Here is a 19,025-nt window from a genome sequence, read left to right on the forward strand (position 1 = left end):
GCGATCCCTGCACAAGGCTTGCATGTTCCCCGAATGTTCGCAAAGTGAACTTGCTTTTCCGCTGTGCATTCATATCTGACACGCTTGGGCATCAGGGACACCGCATGGAACAGAAGTTTATCGAAGTGCGCGGCGCGCGCGAACATAACCTCAAGGGTGTCAACATGGACATCCCGCGCGACCAGCTGGTGGTGATCACCGGACTTTCGGGGTCGGGCAAGTCGTCACTGGCCTTCGACACCGTCTATGCCGAGGGGCAGCGACGCTATGTCGAAAGCCTGTCGGCCTATGCGCGGCAGTTTCTGGACATGATGGGCAAACCCGATGTCGATCACATCAGTGGTCTGTCCCCTGCCATCAGCATCGAACAGAAGACGACGTCCAAGAACCCGCGTTCGACCGTGGGCACCGTGACCGAGATCTATGACTATATGCGTTTGCTGTTCGCGCGCGCCGGAACGCCCTATTCCCCCGCGACCGGCCTGCCGATCGAGGCGCAGCAGGTGCAGGACATGGTCGACCGCATCATGGCCCTGCCCGACGGCACCCGCGCCTTTCTGCTGGCCCCCATCGTGCGCGACCGCAAAGGCGAATACCGCAAGGAGTTTCTGGAACTGCGCAAGCAGGGGTTCCAGCGCATCAAGGTCAACGGCGATTTTCACGATCTGGACGAACCGCCGACCTTGGACAAGAAGTTCCGCCACAACATCGACGTCGTCGTCAACCGCATCGTCGTGCGCGAAGGCATGGAGACGCGTCTGGCCGACAGTCTGCGCACCGCGCTGGATCTGGCCGACGGCATCGCGCATCTGGAAACCGCACCGACCGAGGGCGACCCCGAGCGCCTGACCTTCAGCGAAAAATTCGCCTGCCCCGTCAGTGGCTTCACCATCCCGGAAATCGAACCGCGGCTGTTTTCCTTTAACGCCCCATTCGGTGCCTGCCCGGTTTGCGATGGCCTTGGGGTCGAGTTGTTCTTCGACGAACGCCTGATCGTGCCGGATGCGGCGCTGTCGGTGGACAAGGGCGCCATCGGGCCTTGGGCCAAGTCGAAATCGGCCTATCTGACCCAGACCGTGAACGCGCTGGCCAAGCATTACGGTTTCGACAAGAAAACTGCGTGGAAGGATCTGCCACAGGACGCCCGTGACATGTTCCTGCACGGATCCGGCGCCGAGGAGATCAAGTTCCGCTTTGACGATGCCGGTCGCGTCTATGAGATCGCCCGCGTCTTCGAAGGTGTCATCCCGAACATGGAACGCCGCCTGCGCGAATCCGACAGCCAATGGGTCCGGGATGAGTTCGAGCGTTACCAGAACAACCGTCCCTGCGGCGCCTGCAGCGGCTATCGTCTGAAGCCCGAGGCCTTGGCGGTCAAGATCGCCGGCGATCACGTCGGCCAGGTGGTCGAACTGTCGATCAAGGATGCGCTGGCATGGATCGAGGATGCCCCGAACCACTTGTCCAAGCAGAACAATGAGATCGCCGCAGCGATCCTGAAGGAGATCCGCGAACGCCTTGGCTTCCTGGTCAATGTGGGCCTGGATTACCTGACCCTGTCGCGCGCGGCGGGCACGCTGTCGGGCGGCGAAAGCCAGCGCATCCGTCTGGCCAGCCAGATCGGCAGCGGATTGACCGGCGTGCTTTACGTGCTGGACGAACCCTCGATCGGCCTGCACCAGCGCGACAACGACCGCCTGCTGACCACGCTGATGAACCTGCGCGATCAGGGAAACTCGGTGCTGGTCGTCGAACACGATGAGGACGCGATCCGCCATGCCGATTACGTCTTCGACATGGGCCCCGGTGCGGGCGTCCACGGCGGCACGGTCGTCAGCCACGGCACGCCGGATCAGGTGGCTGCGGATCAGAACAGCCTGACGGGCCAATATCTGTCGGGCGCGCGTTCGATTGCGGTGCCCACGTCCCGTCGCAAGGGTAATGGCAAGAAGGTCACCGTTGTCAAAGCCACCGGCAACAACTTGAAAAAGGTCACAGCCGACTTTCCGCTTGGCAAATTTGTCTGCGTGACGGGTGTGTCCGGCGGCGGCAAATCGACGTTGACCATCGAGACCCTGTTCAAGACCGCCAGCCTGCGCCTGAACGGGGCGCGTCAGACCCCTGCCCCTTGCGAAACCATCAAGGGGTTGGAGCATCTGGACAAGGTCATCGACATCGACCAGCGCCCCATCGGCCGCACGCCGCGGTCGAACCCGGCGACCTATACCGGCGCCTTCACGCCGATTCGCGACTGGTTCGCCGGTCTGCCCGAATCAAAGGCGCGTGGCTATAAACCCGGTCGCTTCAGCTTCAACGTCAAGGGTGGCCGCTGCGAGGCATGTCAGGGTGACGGTGTCATCAAGATCGAGATGCACTTCCTGCCCGACGTCTATGTCGAATGCGAGACCTGCAAGGGCAAACGCTATAACCGCGAAACGCTGGAGGTGACGTTCAAAGGCCAATCCATCGCCGATGTGCTGGATATGACGGTCGAAGACGCACAGACCTTCTTTGCCGCCGTGCCGTCGATCCGCAGCAAGATGGATGCGCTGATGCAGGTGGGCCTTGGCTATATCAAGGTCGGCCAGCAGGCGACGACCCTGTCGGGTGGTGAGGCGCAGCGTGTGAAGCTGTCCAAGGAGTTGTCGCGCCAATCCACGGGCAGAACGCTGTATATCCTGGACGAGCCGACCACCGGCCTGCACTTCGAAGACGTACGCAAGCTGCTGGAAGTGCTGCACGAACTGGTCGAACAGGGCAACACGGTGGTGGTGATCGAACATAACCTCGACGTCATCAAGACCGCTGACTGGCTGATCGATATCGGCCCCGAGGGCGGCGATGGCGGCGGCTTCATCGTGGCCACCGGCACGCCAGAGGCCGTTGCCAAGGTCGAGGCCAGCCATACGGGCCGCTACCTTGGCGACATGCTGGCCTCCGCCCGCATCCGCGCCGCCGAATGACGCCGGTTTCCTGGCAACGGACCGAGGGCGCCCTGATCGTTCTGGGCGCCCTGCCCTTGGCGGTGCTGACGCAAAACGGCTGGCCGCTTTGGGTCTGGCCGCTGGTGCTGCTGGCGCCCGATCTGGGGGCTGCGGGTTATCTGGCCGGGCCGCGCGTCGGGGCATTCACCTATAACCTGATGCATCTTTACGGGGCCGGCCTGCTGCTGGCGCTGCTTGGCGTGGTATCGGGCCTGCCGGTGCTGATCGCCTTGGGCGCTGTCTGGCTGGTCCATGTCGGTGCGGATCGCGCCATGGGTTACGGGTTGAAGCAGGGGACCGGCTTTCACGACACGCATCTGGGCCGGATCGGGCAGGCAGACCGATAAAAAACGCGAAAGGGCAATTTTTCCCCTTGCAGCCCGCTGCCGCTTTCCGTAAATCACCGCTTACCGAAGGCGGGCCGGAAACGGGTCGCAGACGGAACGGAGCGGGCGTAGCTCAGGGGTAGAGCATAACCTTGCCAAGGTTAGGGTCGGGCGTTCGAATCGCCTCGCCCGCTCCAGATAAACAAAAGGCCAGATCTTCGGATCTGGCCTTTGTCATGTCAGCCCCCCGCAATTCGCTGATCTGGATCGTCGAAAAAATTACGATTATCGGGCGAAATCTTGGCCGCCCCCCTCTTGCAGGCCGCGATCGCTTTCCTTAAATCACCGCTTACCGAAGGCAGACCGGAAGCGGGATGCAGACGGAACGGAGCGGGCGTAGCTCAGGGGTAGAGCATAACCTTGCCAAGGTTAGGGTCGGGCGTTCGAATCGCCTCGCCCGCTCCAGATAACAAAAGGCCGGATCTTCGGATCCGGCCTTTGCCATTTCAGTGTTCCAGTTCAACAGATGACGGCACCCCCGAAGGGATGCCGCACCGTCGTCACCCGTCGATACGGATGCGCGCGTTTTGCGGATCGAAAGGGCTGTCCTCGGCCACAACGGCGTCGAACAGCTGGCGGAACATCCGCACCTGCAGCCTAGTGCCCGGAACGGCCAGATCGGGGCGGACATAGCCCATGCCGATCTGCTTACCAAAGCCCACCGAATACCCGCCGGAGGTCAGGCGACCCACGCGGGTGCCATTCAGAAACAGACCCTCGCGGCCCCAGGGATCGGCATCGTCGGGGCCATCGATCAACAGCGTGACGCATTGCGACCGGATACCCTTAGCCTGCATGGCGTCCTTGCCTTTGAAATCCTTGGACAGATCGACGAATCGATCCAAACCAGCCTCCAACGGGGTCGCATCGCGGCCCAGCTCGGTGCCGAAGGCGCGATAGGATTTTTCCTGCCGCAGCCAGTTCTGCGCCCGCGCACCGACCAGCTTCAGCCCAAGGGGTTCGCCCGCAGCCATCAGCTGGTCGAACAGGTGATTCTGCATCTCGATCGGGTGATGCAATTCCCAGCCCAATTCGCCCGTATAGGCCACGCGGATCGCCTGCACCGGCACCATGCCCAGTTCGATCCGGCGCGAGGATAGCCAGGGGAAGCGCTTGTTCGACAGGGCGGTTTCGGGTTCGGCATCGCGAATCAATTTCGCCAGAACCGCGCGCGACTGTGGCCCTGCGATGGCAAAGACGCCCCATTGCGTGGTCACATCCTGAATAGCGACATAGGCACCGCCCGCAGCCATAAAATCCTGTGCGGATTTGATCAGGTTGTCGGCGTCGTAATCCGTCCATGCACCGGCTGACACCAGATAGTAATCATCCTCGGCCCGCCGGACGATGGTGTATTCGGTACGGGTCGTGCCCGCCTCGGTCAGAGCATAGGTCAGGTTGATGCGACCGACCTTGGGCAGCTTGTTGGTGGTGAACCAGTCAAGGAACGCCGTCGCCCCCGGCCCTGTCACGACGTGTTTGGCGAAGGCCGTGGCATCGATCAGACCGGCGGTGTTGCGGATGGCCTCGGCCTCGGCCTTGGCATATTGCCACCAGCCGCCACGACGGAAGCTGCGGGCGTCATGGTCGAAATCGGCGGACGCATCGGCAGGGCCGAAGTAATTCGGACGCTCCCACCCGTTCACCTGTCCGAATTGCGCCCCGCGCGCAGCCTGACGGTCATAGGCGGGCGAGGTGCGCAGCGGACGTGCCGCGGTGCGTTCTTCGTCAGGGTGGTGCAGGACGAAAACGTTCTCATAGGCTTCTTCGTTCTTTTTCACCGCATATTCGGTGGTCATCCACGACCCGAAACGGCGCGGGTCCAGCGATGCCATGTCGATCTCGGCCTCGCCTTCGGTCATCAGCTGAGCAAGGTAGTGGCCAACGCCGCCCGCCGCCGTGATGCCGAAACTGAAGCCCTCGGCCAGCCACATGTTGCGCAGGCCCGGTGCGGGGCCGACCAGCGGATTGCCGTCGGGGGTATAGCAGATCGGGCCGTTGAAATCGTCCTTGAGCCCCACCGTTTCCGAAGTCGGGATCCGGTGGATCATCGCCATGTATTCCTCCTCGATCCGGTCCAGATCCAGGGGGAACAGATCGGCGCGGAAGCTGTCGGGCACGCCATAGGGGAAGCGCGCGGGCGCACCTTTCTCATAGGGGCCAAGGATCCAGCCGCCGCGTTCCTCGCGCACATACCATTTGGCATCGGCGTCGCGCAGAACGGGGTGTTCGGGGTTGCCATCGGCGCGCCATTTCAACAGCGCGGGGTCGGGTTCGGTCACGATAAACTGGTGTTCGACCGGGATCGCCGGAATGCGGATGCCCAGCAGGCGCGCGGTGCGCTGTGCGTGGTTGCCGGTGGCGGTGACGACATGTTCGGCGCGGATTTCAAAGGTCTCGCCCGACGGAATCAGGTTACCGCCCTTTTCCACCATGCGTTCGCAGGTGACGATCCACTCCGATCCAGTCCACGCATAGGCATTGACCTGGATCTTGCGTTCGATCGCACAGCCCGCCATCCGCGCGCCCTTGGCCATCGCCTGCGTGACATCGGCGGGGTTGATATAACCGTCGGTCGGGTGGAACAGCGCGCCCTTCAGATCATCGGTGCGCACCAGCGGCCAGCGGTCGCGGATCTGCGCGGGCGTCAGGAATTCATGTTCGATCCCGACGGTTTCGGCGGTGGCGGAATACAGCATGTATTCATCCATCCGCGCATCAGTCTGGGCCATCCGCAGGTTGCCGCAACGGGTGAAGCCCGCGTTCAGGCCGGTCGCCTCCTCTAGGCCCGCATAGAGCTTGACTGAATAATCGTGGATATGGCTGGTGGCATAACCCATGTTGAACAGCGGCAGCAGACCGGCGGCATGCCAGGTTGACCCCGCCGTCAGTTCATCGCGTTCGACCAGCAGCGTATCCCACCCCGCGCGCGCCAGATGCAGCGCGATGCCGCAACCGACCGCACCGCCTCCGACGACCAGAACCTTGACCTGCGACTTCATTCCCCGACTCCTGCTGGGCCTTCTTTGGCCAATTGATGCATGATCGGCGAAACGTCGCGTCAGGTCGGCCCGACCAATGCGGGCGAAAAACGACATGCCGCGGCGCGGCACTTGCCTGCCCCTGCCCCGGAAGTTAGGTTGCCCGTCACGATTTCACCGGGGGGACGACCGCAAATGCAGATCTGCCGCAGCACGCAGGCCATGCGCGACTGGCGCCGTGACGCCGGACAAGTGGTGCTGGTGCCGACCATGGGCGCGCTGCACGCGGGGCATCTGTCGCTGGTCGCCCATGCCCGCGACTGGCTGGACCGGAACGGCGGCGGGCGGGTAGTGACCTCGATCTTCGTGAACCCGACGCAATTCGGCCCGACCGAGGATCTGGCGAAATATCCCCGTGACGAAGAGGGCGATCTGGCCCTGCTGCGCGGGGCGGGCTGCGATGCAGTCTTTCTGCCGCAGGTTCCGGACATCTATCGCCCCGGCGCCCAGACCCATGTCGAGGTCGAGGATCTTGGCAGCATCCTGATGGGACAGCTGCGTCCGGGTCATTTCCGCGGCGTCGCGACGGTGGTGACCAAGCTGTTCAACATCGTCCAGCCGCAGGCCGCGACCTTTGGGGAAAAGGATTACCAACAGCTGGCCCTGATCCGGCAGATGGTCGCCGATCTGGACATTCCGGTGCAGGTCTTGCCCGTCCCCACCATGCGCGAGGCCGACGGCCTTGCCATGTCTTCGCGCAACCTGCGCCTGATGCCCGAGGATCGCGCCGCCGCGATCGTGCTGTCGCGCGCGCTGGACCAAGCGCAGGCCATGGTCGCCCAAGGCGTTAACCTGCAGGCGGTGCATGTTGCGCTGCAGGCTACGCTGGCGTCACAGCCCCGCGCCCGGACCGAAAGCATCGACATCCGCGACGCCGTCGATCTGTCCCAGCCGGACGCCATCCTGCGCCCCGTCGTCATCCTGCTGGCCGTCCGCTTTGGCGACGTCCTGCTGATCGACCAGCGCGTCGCCCACCCGTAACCGGAAGGCCAGCCCATGTCCGCCCAAGCCCCCATCAAGCGCATCACCGTTCCGCAGATCGCCGACCGCAAGGGCGGGACGCCCATCGTGTCGCTGACCGCCTATACCGCGCCGATGGCGGCGATGGTGGATGCGCATTCCGACTTCATCCTTGTGGGCGACAGCCTTGGCATGGTGATCCACGGGTTGCCCTCGACCATCGGGGTGACGTTGGACATGATGATCCTGCACGGTCAGGCCGTCATGCGCGGATCGCAGCGGGCGATGGTCGTCGTGGACATGCCCTTCGGCAGCTACGAGGAAAGCCCCCAGCAGGCCTTCCGCAACGCCGCCCGCATCATCGGCGAAACCGGCTGCGGCGCCGTCAAGCTGGAGGGTGGCACCCGCATGGCCCCGACCATCGCCTTTCTGGTCGAACGCGGCATTCCCGTCATGGGCCATGTCGGCCTGACCCCGCAATCGACGAATGTCATGGGCGGCTTCAAGACCCAAGGACGGGACGAGGCGACATGGGCGGCCCATATCCAGGACGCCGTCGATGTCGCCGATGCCGGGGCCTTCGCCGTGGTCGTGGAAGGCGTGATGGAGCCTTTGGCCGACCGCATCACCGATGCCATCAGCGTCCCCACCATTGGTATCGGCGCATCTGCGCGCTGTGACGGGCAGATTCTGGTGCTGGACGACATGCTGGGACTGTCGGGCCGCATACCGCGCTTTGTCAAAAAATTCGGCGATCTGGGCCCCCGCACCGAGGATGCCATCGCCGAATATGCCGCCGCCGTCCGCGACCGCAGCTTCCCCGGCGACGAGCAGGTCTATCGCTGAGACGGGTTCATCCGGCGTCGAAATCGGCGCTGCGGGCCAGGCGTGACAGCGCAAGCGGCACCAGCAGCAGCAGCGCCAGCCCGACATAGATCGGGCCGAGGCCGATCCGCTCGGCCAGCCAGCCGATCAGACCGGGCGCCAGCAGGATGCCGGAATAGCCCATCATCGTGACCACCGACAGCCCCATCCCCGCCGCCAACCCCGGCATGTTGCCCGCGGCCGAAAACGCGATGGGCACCATATTGGCGATGCCGATGCCCGCCAGCGCAAAGCCCGCGATGGCCACGCCCGCCGATCCCGCCAGACCCGCGACGGCAAGCCCCGCCATCGCGATCACCGCCGACAGGCGCAGCGTAATCACCGCTCCAAGGCGCTCGCGGATGCCGTCGCCCAGAAACCGCATGACCGCCATGGTCGCCGCACAGCCCGCGAACCCCCAGCCTGCCACCGCCAGCGAGCTGCCCATGTCCTGCCGCAGATGGACGGCGGCCCAATCAAGGATCGCGCCTTCGGGGATCATCGCAGTCAGGGCCATCACCCCCAGCAGATAGGGCACCGGCGATGCGGGCAGGCGCAGCGGCGTGCGCGGGGCATCCCGGGCCGGGGCGTCCTGAACCAGACGCGGCAAGGCCGCGACCAGTGCCAGCGCAAAGACGGCAAGCACGATCGCCCCATGCGCAAGTTCGCCCCAATGCTGGATCGCCATACCGCCGCCCGCCGCGCCGACGAAGGCCCCCATGCTCCAGAAGCCGTGGCAGGATGACATGATGGCGCGGCTGCGGACCCGCTCGACCACGACGGCATTGGCGTTCATCGCCACATCCATGCCGCCCAGAAATCCGCCGAACAGGAAGACCGCCGCAGCCACGGTCCAGATATCGGGCGCAAGCGAGATCAACAGCAGCAGCGGTGCCGACAGCCAAGCCGCAAGGCTGACCGCCCGCGCCGACCCGCGCCGCGCCACCATCGCGCCAAAGACCGGCATGATGCACATCGACCCCGCGCCAAGGCACAGCACGATCAGCCCCGCCACCAATTCCGAAATCTGCAACCGCGCCATCAGCGTCGGCAACTTGGGCGCCCAGCTGCCGATGGTCATGCCGTTGACGAAGAACAGCAGCGATACCGCCGCCCGAAACGACAGGCGCATCGATTAGAGCATCGAGGGCACGACAAGATCCGGCGGCCGGTGCCCGTCGGCGAATGTCTTGATGTTGATGATGACCTTTTCGCCCATCTCGGCGCGCCCTTCGACGGTGGCCGACCCCATATGCGGCAGCAGGACCACATTGGGCAGTTCACGCAGACGCGGGTTGATCTCGTGGCCGTGCTCGAAAACGTCCAGACCGGCGCCCGCGATCTCACCCGCCCGCAGCATCCGCGTCAGGGCGTTTTCGTCGATGACCTCGCCGCGCGAGGTGTTCACCACGACCGCACTTGGCTTCATCAGCTTCAGCCGTCGCGCGTTCAGCAGGTGGAAGGTCGAGGGCGTATGCGGTGCGTTCACGCTGACCACGTCCATGCGCGCCAGCATCTGGTCCAGACTTTCCCAATAGGTCGCGCCCAGCTCGGCCTCGACCTCGGGGCGCAGGCGACGGCGGTTGTGGTAATGGACCTGCATGCCGAATACGGCGGCGCGACGGGCGACGGCCTGACCGATGCGCCCCATGCCCAGAATCCCCAGCCTGCGACCACCGACGCGACCACCCAGATGCGATGTGGGCGCCCAGCCCTGCCAGCGGCCAGACTGCATCTCGGCCATGCCTTCGGGAATGCGGCGGGTGACGGCCAGGATCAGCGCCAACGTCATGTCGGCGGTATCCTCGGTCACGACGCCGGGCGTGTTGCTGACCAGGACGCCGCGCTGACGGGCCGACAGCACGTCGACATGGTCCACCCCGGCCCCGAAGTTCGCGATCAGCTTAAGCCGCTCACCCGCACGGGCCAGCATGTTGGCGTCGATCTGGTCGGTGACCGTCGGCACCAGCACGTCCACGCCCTGCATCAGCGACACCAGTTCGTCGCGCGACAGGCGGCTGTCATCGTCGCGCAGGACCACGTCGAACAGTTCCGACATCCGGGTTTCGACGGCCTCGGGCAGACGGCGTGTCACGGCCACGCGCAGCTTCTGGCGGGCAGAGGTCGGGCTGACGGACATGGGTCACCTCACTTTCTCGAAGTCGTGGCAGGGCCGCACTTCCAATGGCGGATCGCTTTTGGCAAACTGCCCGCGATGAGGGGCAGGCACAAGACCCCAGTAGGGTGCAGCACCGGACCCGGTATCGGGCAGGCTGTACCGCAAGGAAAAACAGGAACGGACAGGCGATGACATCAGTGACGGACATGGGACGGGGCGCGATGCGCGCCATCGCACTTGCGATTGTGATGGCGGCGGCGGGCCCGGCCATTGCCCAGGACAGCAGCGCCCCTGCTCTGCCCGAACAGGACGCGCAGGTGCAGCGCGGCGCGGTCACGAACCTGCCCCTGCCCCGCTACGTCAGCCTGAAGGGCAGCGAGGGCAACGCCCGCCGCGGTCCCAGCCTGTCGCACCGGATCGACTGGGTCTTCCGCCACGCGGGCATGCCGTTGCGGGTCGTTGCCGAATTCGGCCACTGGCGTCGGGTCGAGGATAAGGATGGTGCCGGAGGCTGGGTCCACTATGCCCTGCTGTCGGGCGTCCGCACCGCCCTGGTGACCGAGGATATGCTGCCCCTGCGCACCCGCCCGCATTTGGATGCCGACATGGTCGCCCGTGCTGAACTGGGCGCCATCCTGCGGCTGAACGAATGCGAACCCGACTGGTGCCGCGTCTCGGGCGGGGGTCAGCGGGGCTGGGTGCCCAAGACCTCGATCTGGGGCGTCGATGCGGGGGAACTGCGCGACTGACATCGCGACCGCCCGCGCGCCGCGTCAGCGGCGCGCCCCCGGCCCGGGCGGCAGCACGCCGACCATCGGTCGGCACACCCCGTTGCCATCACGCCAATCCGCGACCTTTCAGCAGCGCATCGACGCCCGGCATCCGCTGCCGGAACGCCATCCACAGTCGATCCGCAGGGGCCGATCCGCCGCGCGACAGGATCGTCTCCTCCAGCCTGCGGGCGGTGGCGGCATCGAAGATGTCGCCCGTCTCTTCGAAGGCGGCGAAGGCATCGGCGTCCATCACCTCGGACCACATATAGCTGTAATATCCGCTGGCATAGCTGTCGCCTGCGAAGACATGCGCGAAATGCGGCGTGGCATGGCGCATGGGAATGGCCTCGGGACCGCCCAAATCCTGCAGCACCTGTGCCTGCTTCGCCATCGCATCGGCAGGCGGCGCGCCTCGGTGGAACGCCAGATCGACCAGCGCGCTCTCCAGGTACTCCACGGTTGAGAACCCAGCATCCGCCTTGCCAGCGGCCAGCATCCGGTCGCGCAGATCGGCGGGCAGGGCCTCGCCCGTTTCATGGTGGCGGGCATGGGCGTCCAGCACGGCGGGCTGTTCCAGCCAGTGTTCGTAAAGCTGGCTGGGCAGTTCGACAAAGTCCTGCGCGACCGAGGTTCCCGAAATCGATGGCCATGTCACATTCGACAGGATGTGATGCGTGGCATGCCCGAATTCGTGGAACAGCGTATGGGCATCGTCCCATGACAGGAAGGCGGGCGCGCCATCCTTTTCGGGCGGTGTGAAGTTACAGACGTTCACCACGATGGCACGCTGCCCGCCATCCAGCTTGTGCTGGACCTGCAGCGATGAACACCAGGCCCCCGACCGTTTGGCCGGGCGGGCAAAGAAGTCGCCCATAAAGATCGCCATCAGCTTGCCATTGCGGGTGACCCGCCATGCACGCGCCATGTCGTCCCACAAAGGGGCCTGCACCGGCTGGAATTCCAGCCCGAACAGCTTGTGCGCGACGTCGAAGACCGCCCCCAGCATCGCATCCAGCGTCAGATAGGGCGCGACCTGATCGGCGTCGATCTGATGGTCGCGGCGACGCAGACGTTCCGCGTAAAGACGCCAGTCCCATGCGGCCAGCCCACCGTTGACCCCATCTTCATGCAGCATCGCGGTCAGCTTGTCGGCATCCTGATCGGCGCGCGATTTGGCGGCCGTCCAGACCTGCGACAGCAGGTCCTGCACGCGGTCGGCATTTCCCGCCATCTGGGTTTCCAGCTTCCAGGACGCGAAGTCGGCATAGCCCAGCAGCTGCGCGCGTTCATGGCGCAGGGCCAGCAGCTCGGCCACCAAGGGCAGGTTGTCGGTCGCCTCGCCCCCCGCGCCGGACCCGGAACCGCGCGCGGTCCAAGCCTTGAAGGCCGTTTCCCGCAAGGCGCGGTCGCTGGCGTTCTCAAGGAAGGGCACGATCAGCGAGCGGTTTAGCGTCACCACCTGCCCCGTCATGCCGCGTTCCCTGGCCGCCGCCCGCATCGCGCGCAGCAGCCAGTCGGGCAGGCCCTGCAGGCGGTCATCGGGGATCGCCATGACGAAATCGCGCTCATCGGTCAGCACGTTCTGGGTGAATTCCGTGGTCAGCACCGCCATGCGGCTGCGGATCTGCGCCATGCGGGCGCGTGCGTCGGCATCCAGCCCCGCACCGGCACGGGTCAGATCACGCAGGGCCAGCTCGGTGATCCGGGCATCTTCGGGCGACAGGCCGGCGACATTGTCGGCCACTTTTCTGACCCGTTTGTACAACCGCGGGTCCATGCTGATCTTGCTGCCGTATTCTGCCAGCCTTGGTGCGAAATCCCGCTGCAGGGCCTGCCTTGCCGGGTTCGAATCGACCGAGGCCAAGGTGTAGAAGATGGACAGCAGCCGGTTCAGACCCTCATCCGCGGTTTCCATCGCCGCGACGGTGTTCTTGAAGGTCGCGGCATCGGGGTTGGCCGCGATCGCTTCGGCAGCAGCCTCGGCGGCGGCCAGTTGCTGGTCGAATGCGGGTGCGAAATCGCTGTCCTGGATCAGGTCGAAGCGCGGCAGTCCCTCGGGACCGGACCATTGCAGAAGCTCTGGGTTCATCGGGATCTCCTTGTTGGCGACACCCTAGAAGCGGCGCGCCACTGGTTCCAGCCCTATTGCCCGCCGCAAACCGGGCAGTCGGATCTGCGCGTCGTTCCGATCATCCGGCTTTCGCCATAAAGCCCGTCAAATATCATCATTCGTCCCCGCAGACCCTGCCCCGCGCCGGACAGATGCTTGATCGCCTCAAGTGCCATCATGCTGCCGATGACGCCGGGAAGCGCGCCGACGACGCCCGCCTCGGCGCAGGGGGCGTCGCGTTGGGGGGCGGTGGGGAACAGACAGGCCATGCAGGGGCCGCCGCGCGCGGGGTCGAACAGGGTCACCTGCCCCTCCCACTGGCCGATGGCGCCCGACAGCAGCGGCACACCGGCGGCCACGCAGGCGGCGTTGATCTCGGCGCGGCCCGAGAAACTGTCGGTGCCGTCGATGACAAGGTCATGTTCCGCGATCAGGTCACGATCATCAGCGGTGATGCGGCGGATCAGGGGGGTGACGTCCAGATGCGGGTTCAGGCGCAGCATCGCCTCGGCGGCGGCATAGGCCTTGGGCTCGCCCCGCAGATCGTCACGGAAGATCACCTGCCGTTGCAGGTTCGACAGGCTGACCGTATCGTCATCGGCCAGCGTGACATGCCCGACGCCCGCACCCGCCAGGTAGAGGCAGATGGGCGATCCCAGCCCCCCTGCCCCGACAATCAGCACGCGCGCCTGACGCAGCCGCATCTGGCCCGCGCCGCCGATTTCATGCAGCACCAGATGGCGGGCATAGCGGTCCAGTTCACCCTCCGTCATGACGTCCGTTTGCGGGGCGGGCGTATCCTCGGGCGTCGCCCGCTGCCGCAACCGCCGCAGTCCGGCGCGATAGGCAAAGACCAGCGCGACCAGCGCGCCCAGCACCAGCCAGCCGGCGGCATTGCCGCCCATGACCCGCGCGGCACCGCTGTCAGGCGCCGCCAGTTGCAGCGCCAGCATCAGCAGCCAGACGCCGCCGACCATCGCCCAGACCACCCGGCCGGGCAGCCGCGTGATGCGCGCAAAGATCAGCAGCAGCGCGATGATCCACAGGCCCAGCATCAGCCGCGCCCTCCGGTCGATCCAAAGCCGCCTGCTCCGCGGGTCGTCCGGTCAAGGCTGTCGACCACCGCAAAGCGGGCCTGAGGCGCCGGTGCCACGACCATCTGCGCAATCCTGTCGCCATGGGCCACCGTGAAGGGCTGATCGCCCAGATTGATCAGGATGACGCCCAAGGGGCCGCGATAATCGCTGTCGATGGTGCCGGGGGTGTTCAGCAGGCTGACCCCATGTTTCAGCGCCAGCCCAGAACGGGGGCGCAGCTGAACCTCCCACCCTTGGGGGATGGCCATGGCCAGGCCCGTCGGGATCAGCGCGCGGCCAAGCGGCGGCAGGGTGATTCCCGCATCACGCAGGGCATCCGGGAAATTCGCGCAAAGATCGGCCCCCGCAGCGCCCGGGCTTTGATAGGCGGGCAAGGGCAGCGCGGGGTCGGCATCGGGCAGCCGCATCAGCTGGATCTGGGGTATCTGGGTCATCTTGGGGCCACCTTGCAAAAGCAAAGGCCGCGCGGCAATCCCCACGCGGCCCCCGAATTGACACGTCGCTGCCGAATGTCAGCGCGGAGAGATCATCATCACCATCTGGCGACCTTCGAGCTTGGGCATGGATTCGACCTTGCCCAGTTCCTCGACGTCGGCGCGCACACGGTGCAGCAGTTCCAGACCAAGATCCTGGTGGGCCATCTCGCGGCCACGGAAGCGCAGGGTCACCTTGACCTTGTCGCCACCTTCCAGGAACTTCAGCACGCTGCGCATCTTGACGTCGTAGTCATGGCTGTCGGTCCCGGGACGGAACTTGATTTCCTTGACTTCAATGATCTTCTGCTTCTTGCGCGCTTCGGCTTCACGCTTCTGCTGTTCGTATTTAAATTTGCCGACATCCATGATCTTGCAGACCGGAGGGGCCGCGTTCGGCGAAATCTCGACCAGATCCAGCCCGGCGTCCTGGGCCATCTGAAGGCCGACGGCAGGCGTGACGACGCCGACGTTCTCTCCCTCAGCGCCGATCAGGCGGATTTCGGCCACGCGGATGCGGTCATTGACGCGGGGGCCGGTGTCACGGGTGGGCGGTGCATTATGCGGTTGACGGGCTATGGCGGTGCTCCTTTTATAGCCAATACGAAGGGTGACAGGAAAATAAGGGCGCAACCCCGCCGATACAACCGGAATTGACGCTATCAGCGCGCAAATGGGCATGTTTTGTGCCCGGACGCCCGTTCCTGCGGGCTTGCGCGGCTTTTCTGGCTGCGGGGGCTGTGTCATAGATGACGAAAGAACGGGGTTTTCCGGTTCAGGGGTGCGGAATGCGAAAAATATTGCCGATCGTCGTGATTCTTCTGCTGGCCGTTGCGGGGGGCTGGTACTGGATGCAGGGGCAGACCCCGGCGGCTGATCGCACGGCCATGACCGATGTGCCCGCCACGCCTGCGGGCGAAGCTGCCGTCGTGGCCGATCAGGCCGCCAATGACGCAGATGCCGCCGCTCAGGAAGCCGCCACCGACGAAAGCCAGGCCGCAGCCGATGCGGCCGCCGACGCCGCAGCCGATGCCGCAGCCATCGCCGCCGATGCCGCGGCCGAAGCTGCCCGCGCGTCGGAGGAAACCAACATCGACCCCGCCAGCGACGCCGCTCAGGCCGCCGAAGATGCAGCGCAGGCCGCCATCGACGCCGCCGATACCGCCGCCCGCGCCGCAGCCGAAAACCCCGATCCTCAAGCTGCCGCCGATGCCGCGCAGGATGCCGCCCAAGCGACCGCCGAAACCGCCGATGCCGCAGCCGTTGCCGCCCAGATCGAATCCCTGCTGACCCCGCAGGGTTTCGATGCCGCCGGCGTTCGCGACATGATCGATCAGTCCGCGATTTCCGATGCGCAGAAGGCCACGTTGCGCCGGTTGATCGAAACCGCCGGCGACAATCCGCAACTGCTGCGTGCCGCCCTGGAGCAGGTCAAGCAGGTGATGCGCTGATGACGGTGCTGCCCGTTCAGGATTTCGAAGCCTTCCTGTCCCGCAAGCCTGCCGCGCTGTCCAAGGGGCCCATCGCCATCATCCTGGTCGAAGACGATGTCGAGGTGCAGCGCACCGTCCGCCATCACCTTGAGATCGGGTTCCGCCACATCCTGCTGTTGTCGCGCATGTCGATCGATCTGCCGGACGACATGCTGCCCCGCGTCACCCAGCTGTCCTACGAGACCCTGCGCCCGGACGCCCATGTCGCGGGCGTGAATGCCATCATCAAGGCGGTGCCGCCGGGGACCTGGCTGTATTACGGCTTCAACGCGGAATTCCTGTTCTATCCCTTCAGCGAAAGCCGCACCGTCGGTGAAATGCTGGCTTTCCACACCGAAGAACGCCGCAGCGCCATGCTGACCTATGTAATCGACCTCTATGCGCCGGACCTGACGCGGACGCCGAATGCGGTCAACCCCGAGAATGCGATGTTCGACCGGACCGGATATTACGCGCTTGGTCGCAAGGGACCCGACGGGCACGACCGGCAGCGGCAGTTGGATTTCCACGGCGGCCTGCGCTGGCGCTACGAGGAATTCCTGCCCGCCGATCGCCGCCGCATCGACCGCATCGCACTGTTCCGCGCCGCGCCTGACCTGAAGGTCACCGCCGATCACCGTTTCTCGGTCGAGGAATACAATACTTACGCCTGCCCCTGGCATCACAACCTGACAGCCGCCATCGCATCCTTCCGCGTGGCCAAGGCGCTGGCGACCAATCCGGGGTCGCGCGATGTCATCCGCGACATGACCTGGCGCAACTCCCATCGCTTCGATTGGCGGGGTCAGCAGCTGATGGATCTGGGCCTGATGGAGCCGGGGCAATGGTTCTGATGGCAATTTGCTTGCCCTTGCGCCATCTTGACCCCAGATGATAGACGCTTCGGCAACCAGAAAACACGACCGGCCCAAGGGCCGAACATGGAAGGCACGATACGCATGGCGATGACCAAGACCAGCTTCGACCGCGACGATCTGCTCGCCTGCGCCCGCGGAGAGCTGTTCGGCCCCGGCAATGCGCAGCTGCCCGAACCGCCGATGTTGATGATGGATCGCATCACCGATGTGTCCGAAGACCGCGGCGAACATGGCAAGGGCCATATCGTGGCGGAATTCGACATCAACCCGGACCTGTGGTTCTTCGGCTGCCATTTCCCCGGCAACCCCATCATGCCCGGTTGCCTTGGCCTTGACGGTCTGTGGCAGCTGACCGGCTTCAACCTTGGCTGGCGTGGCTGGGAAGGCCGCGGCTATGCCTTGGGCGTCGGAGAGGTCAAGCTGACCGGCATGGTCCGCCCCGATCGCAAGATGCTGCGCTATACCGTCGATTTCACCAAGGCCGTGCAGACCCGCCGTCTGACCATGGGCGTGGCGGATGGCAAGGTGGAGGCCGACGGAGAGGTCATCTATCTGGTCAAGGACATGAAGGTGGCCCTGTCGGCCAGCTGACACCATTCACATCTAAGGAGGCCCCCATGCGACGCGTCGTCATCACCGGGCTAGGGATCGTTTCACCCATCGGCAACAACGCCGATGAGGTGACCGAAAGCTTGAAGAACAGCAAATCGGGCATCGTCTTTGCGCCGGAATACGCCGAACACGGCTTCCGCAGCCAAGTCCATGGCATGCCGCAGATCACGCTGGAAGATCACATCGACAAGCGCAACCTGCGCTTCATGGGCCCGGGTGCGGCCTATAACTTCATCGCCATGGAGCAGGCGATCAAGGACAGCGGGCTGGAAGACGGCGACGTCTCGAACCCGCGCACCGGCCTGATCATGGGCTCGGGCGGTCCTTCGACCAGCAACTTCTTCGAGGCGCATCGGATCGTCATCGAAAAAGGCGCACCCAAACGCATGGGGCCCTTCATGGTGACCCGCTGCATGTCGTCAACCAATTCGGCCTGCCTTGCGACGCCCTTCAAGATCAAGGGCGTCAACTATTCGATCACTTCGGCCTGCGCGACCTCGGCGCATTGCATCGGCAATGGTGTCGAACAGATCCAGATGGGCAAGCAGGACATCGTCTTTGCCGGCGGCGGCGAGGAATTGGACTGGACCCTGTCGTGCCTGTTCGACGCGATGGGCGCGATGTCGTCCAAGTATAACGACACGCCAGAAACCGCATCGCGCCCCTATGACGCGTCGCGCGATGGCTTCGTGATTTCGGGCGGCGGCGGTGTCGTCGTGCTGGAGGAACTGTCCCACGCCCTGGCGCGTGGCGCCAAGATCTATGCCGAAGTTACCGGATACGGCGCGACCAGCGACGGTTACGACATGGTGGCCCCGTCGGGTGAAGGCGGCGAACGTGCGATGCGCGTGGCCATGGATACCCTGCCCGAAGGCCGCAAGGTCAGCTATGTGAACGCGCACGGCACCTCGACCCCGGTGGGCGATCTGGGCGAAATTCAGGCCATCCGCCGCATCTTTGGCCAAAGCAGCACGCCGCCCGTCAGCTCGACCAAATCCCTGACCGGCCATTCGCTTGGCGCGACCGGCGTCCATGAGGCGATCTACAGCCTGCTTATGTTGCAAAATGACTTCATTGCAGCATCGGCAAACGTGACGACTCTGGACCCCGAGATTCAATCGGGCGAGATTGCGACCAGTCGTGTGGACAACGCAGGGTTGGATTCGATCCTGTCGAACAGCTTCGGCTTTGGTGGGACGAACGCATCCTTGCTGATGTCCCGCTATCAGGAATAACAGCAAAAAGAACATTGGAGC

At 64.8% G+C, this 19,025-nt stretch carries 16 protein-coding genes and 2 tRNA genes; 11 read left to right on the forward strand and 7 right to left on the reverse strand.

Translation table 11 applies throughout. From position 1 onward, the window contains the following. The first annotated feature begins 104 nt into the window (after positions 1-104). The 4 genes from uvrA (at position 105) to SJY40_RS09440 (ending at position 3,775) form a co-directional block, all read left to right on the forward strand. Positions 105-2,963 (forward strand): excinuclease ABC subunit UvrA, encoded by a 2,859-nt coding sequence (gene uvrA, locus SJY40_RS09425; protein WP_378945471.1) that lies wholly within the window; start codon positions 105-107, stop codon positions 2,961-2,963. After that, on the forward strand, positions 2,960-3,331 hold the full coding sequence (locus SJY40_RS09430) for a DUF4260 domain-containing protein (RefSeq protein WP_378945474.1): 372 nt from the start codon (positions 2,960-2,962) through the stop codon (positions 3,329-3,331). Before uvrA ends, SJY40_RS09430 begins: the two co-directional genes overlap by 4 nt. 101 nt (positions 3,332-3,432) lie before the next feature. Beyond that, positions 3,433-3,507: transfer RNA gene (locus SJY40_RS09435), tRNA-Gly, on the forward strand. Between the two features lie 193 nt (positions 3,508-3,700). Then, positions 3,701-3,775 (forward strand) — tRNA-Gly (locus tag SJY40_RS09440). Between the two features lie 95 nt (positions 3,776-3,870). Here the strand turns inward: SJY40_RS09440 and SJY40_RS09445 are convergent. After that, on the reverse strand, positions 3,871-6,372 hold the full coding sequence (locus SJY40_RS09445) for an FAD-dependent oxidoreductase (protein WP_378945477.1): 2,502 nt from the start codon (positions 6,370-6,372) through the stop codon (positions 3,871-3,873). A gap of 174 nt (positions 6,373-6,546) precedes the next feature. Between SJY40_RS09445 and panC the strand changes: the two genes are divergently transcribed. Both panC and panB read left to right on the forward strand, forming a co-directional pair. Beyond that, entirely contained in the window at positions 6,547-7,392 is an 846-nt protein-coding gene (panC, locus tag SJY40_RS09450) for a pantoate--beta-alanine ligase (protein WP_378945480.1), read from the forward strand. Between the two features lie 15 nt (positions 7,393-7,407). Beyond that, complete coding sequence (gene panB, locus SJY40_RS09455) at positions 7,408-8,217, forward strand: 3-methyl-2-oxobutanoate hydroxymethyltransferase (protein ID WP_378945483.1); 810 nt, start codon at positions 7,408-7,410, stop codon at positions 8,215-8,217. A 7-nt stretch (positions 8,218-8,224) separates the two neighbouring features. Here panB and SJY40_RS09460 read toward each other — a convergent pair whose 3' ends face one another. Both SJY40_RS09460 and SJY40_RS09465 read right to left on the reverse strand, forming a co-directional pair. Further along, on the reverse strand, positions 8,225-9,367 hold the full coding sequence (locus tag SJY40_RS09460; RefSeq protein ID WP_378945486.1) for an MFS transporter: 1,143 nt from the start codon (positions 9,365-9,367) through the stop codon (positions 8,225-8,227). Between the two features lie 3 nt (positions 9,368-9,370). Next, positions 9,371-10,375: a 2-hydroxyacid dehydrogenase gene (locus SJY40_RS09465; protein WP_378945489.1), complete on the reverse strand. Its 1,005-nt coding sequence runs from the start codon at positions 10,373-10,375 to the stop codon at positions 9,371-9,373. Between the two features lie 167 nt (positions 10,376-10,542). Here SJY40_RS09465 and SJY40_RS09470 point away from each other — a divergent pair, with 167 nt between their 5' ends. Next, complete coding sequence (locus SJY40_RS09470; RefSeq protein ID WP_378945491.1) at positions 10,543-11,103, forward strand: SH3 domain-containing protein; 561 nt, start codon at positions 10,543-10,545, stop codon at positions 11,101-11,103. A gap of 88 nt (positions 11,104-11,191) precedes the next feature. On the opposite strand, the gene SJY40_RS09475 is transcribed toward SJY40_RS09470, so the two are convergent. The 4 genes from SJY40_RS09475 to infC all read right to left on the reverse strand — a co-directional run bounded on the left by SJY40_RS09475 (position 11,192) and on the right by infC (position 15,386). Beyond that, positions 11,192-13,216 (reverse strand): M3 family metallopeptidase, encoded by a 2,025-nt coding sequence (locus SJY40_RS09475; protein WP_378945494.1) that lies wholly within the window; start codon positions 13,214-13,216, stop codon positions 11,192-11,194. Positions 13,217-13,269: 53 nt separating this feature from the next. Then, positions 13,270-14,292 (reverse strand): HesA/MoeB/ThiF family protein, encoded by a 1,023-nt coding sequence (locus SJY40_RS09480; protein ID WP_378945496.1) that lies wholly within the window; start codon positions 14,290-14,292, stop codon positions 13,270-13,272. Further along, the gene (gene dut, locus SJY40_RS09485; protein ID WP_378945499.1) at positions 14,292-14,768 is read right to left on the reverse strand and encodes a dUTP diphosphatase; all 477 of its coding nucleotides are present in this window, start codon (positions 14,766-14,768) and stop codon (positions 14,292-14,294) included. Before dut ends, SJY40_RS09480 begins: the two co-directional genes overlap by 1 nt. 78 nt (positions 14,769-14,846) lie before the next feature. Then, positions 14,847-15,386, reverse strand: coding sequence for a translation initiation factor IF-3 (gene infC / locus SJY40_RS09490; protein ID WP_378948350.1), 540 nt, complete (start codon positions 15,384-15,386; stop codon positions 14,847-14,849). A 209-nt stretch (positions 15,387-15,595) separates the two neighbouring features. Between infC and SJY40_RS09495 the strand changes: the two genes are divergently transcribed. From SJY40_RS09495 to fabB, 4 genes are all read left to right on the forward strand, one after another. Then, entirely contained in the window at positions 15,596-16,258 is a 663-nt protein-coding gene (locus SJY40_RS09495) for a hypothetical protein (protein WP_378945501.1), read from the forward strand. Beyond that, the gene (locus SJY40_RS09500; RefSeq protein WP_378945504.1) at positions 16,258-17,133 is read left to right on the forward strand and encodes a glycosyltransferase family 2 protein; all 876 of its coding nucleotides are present in this window, start codon (positions 16,258-16,260) and stop codon (positions 17,131-17,133) included. Before SJY40_RS09495 ends, SJY40_RS09500 begins: the two co-directional genes overlap by 1 nt. A gap of 105 nt (positions 17,134-17,238) precedes the next feature. Then, positions 17,239-17,748: a bifunctional 3-hydroxydecanoyl-ACP dehydratase/trans-2-decenoyl-ACP isomerase gene (gene fabA / locus SJY40_RS09505; protein WP_378948353.1), complete on the forward strand. Its 510-nt coding sequence runs from the start codon at positions 17,239-17,241 to the stop codon at positions 17,746-17,748. Between the two features lie 26 nt (positions 17,749-17,774). Continuing rightward, positions 17,775-19,004: a beta-ketoacyl-ACP synthase I gene (gene fabB, locus SJY40_RS09510; RefSeq protein ID WP_378945507.1), complete on the forward strand. Its 1,230-nt coding sequence runs from the start codon at positions 17,775-17,777 to the stop codon at positions 19,002-19,004. The last annotated feature ends 21 nt before the right edge of the window (positions 19,005-19,025 follow it).

Source organism: Paracoccus sp. R86501, from assembly GCF_042466435.1.
GTDB lineage: Bacteria > Pseudomonadota > Alphaproteobacteria > Rhodobacterales > Rhodobacteraceae > Paracoccus.

What these genes read in the sequence shown, in the direction of transcription:
- SJY40_RS09475 (WP_378945494.1), bottom strand. Translation starts at nt 13,216, where the DNA reads ATGAACCCAGAGCTTCTGCAATGGTCCGGTCCCGAGGGACTGCCGCGC.
- SJY40_RS09495 (WP_378945501.1), top strand. Translation starts at nt 15,596, where the DNA reads ATGCGAAAAATATTGCCGATCGTCGTGATTCTTCTGCTGGCCGTTGCG.
- panC (WP_378945480.1), top strand. Translation starts at nt 6,547, where the DNA reads ATGCAGATCTGCCGCAGCACGCAGGCCATGCGCGACTGGCGCCGTGAC.
- dut (WP_378945499.1), bottom strand. Translation starts at nt 14,768, where the DNA reads ATGACCCAGATACCCCAGATCCAGCTGATGCGGCTGCCCGATGCCGAC.
- uvrA (WP_378945471.1), top strand. Translation starts at nt 105, where the DNA reads ATGGAACAGAAGTTTATCGAAGTGCGCGGCGCGCGCGAACATAACCTC.
- SJY40_RS09470 (WP_378945491.1), top strand. Translation starts at nt 10,543, where the DNA reads ATGACATCAGTGACGGACATGGGACGGGGCGCGATGCGCGCCATCGCA.
- SJY40_RS09460 (WP_378945486.1), bottom strand. Translation starts at nt 9,367, where the DNA reads ATGCGCCTGTCGTTTCGGGCGGCGGTATCGCTGCTGTTCTTCGTCAAC.
- fabA (WP_378948353.1), top strand. Translation starts at nt 17,239, where the DNA reads ATGGCGATGACCAAGACCAGCTTCGACCGCGACGATCTGCTCGCCTGC.
- SJY40_RS09430 (WP_378945474.1), top strand. Translation starts at nt 2,960, where the DNA reads ATGACGCCGGTTTCCTGGCAACGGACCGAGGGCGCCCTGATCGTTCTG.
- fabB (WP_378945507.1), top strand. Translation starts at nt 17,775, where the DNA reads ATGCGACGCGTCGTCATCACCGGGCTAGGGATCGTTTCACCCATCGGC.
- panB (WP_378945483.1), top strand. Translation starts at nt 7,408, where the DNA reads ATGTCCGCCCAAGCCCCCATCAAGCGCATCACCGTTCCGCAGATCGCC.
- SJY40_RS09465 (WP_378945489.1), bottom strand. Translation starts at nt 10,375, where the DNA reads ATGTCCGTCAGCCCGACCTCTGCCCGCCAGAAGCTGCGCGTGGCCGTG.
- SJY40_RS09480 (WP_378945496.1), bottom strand. Translation starts at nt 14,292, where the DNA reads ATGCTGGGCCTGTGGATCATCGCGCTGCTGCTGATCTTTGCGCGCATC.
- SJY40_RS09500 (WP_378945504.1), top strand. Translation starts at nt 16,258, where the DNA reads ATGACGGTGCTGCCCGTTCAGGATTTCGAAGCCTTCCTGTCCCGCAAG.
- SJY40_RS09445 (WP_378945477.1), bottom strand. Translation starts at nt 6,372, where the DNA reads ATGAAGTCGCAGGTCAAGGTTCTGGTCGTCGGAGGCGGTGCGGTCGGT.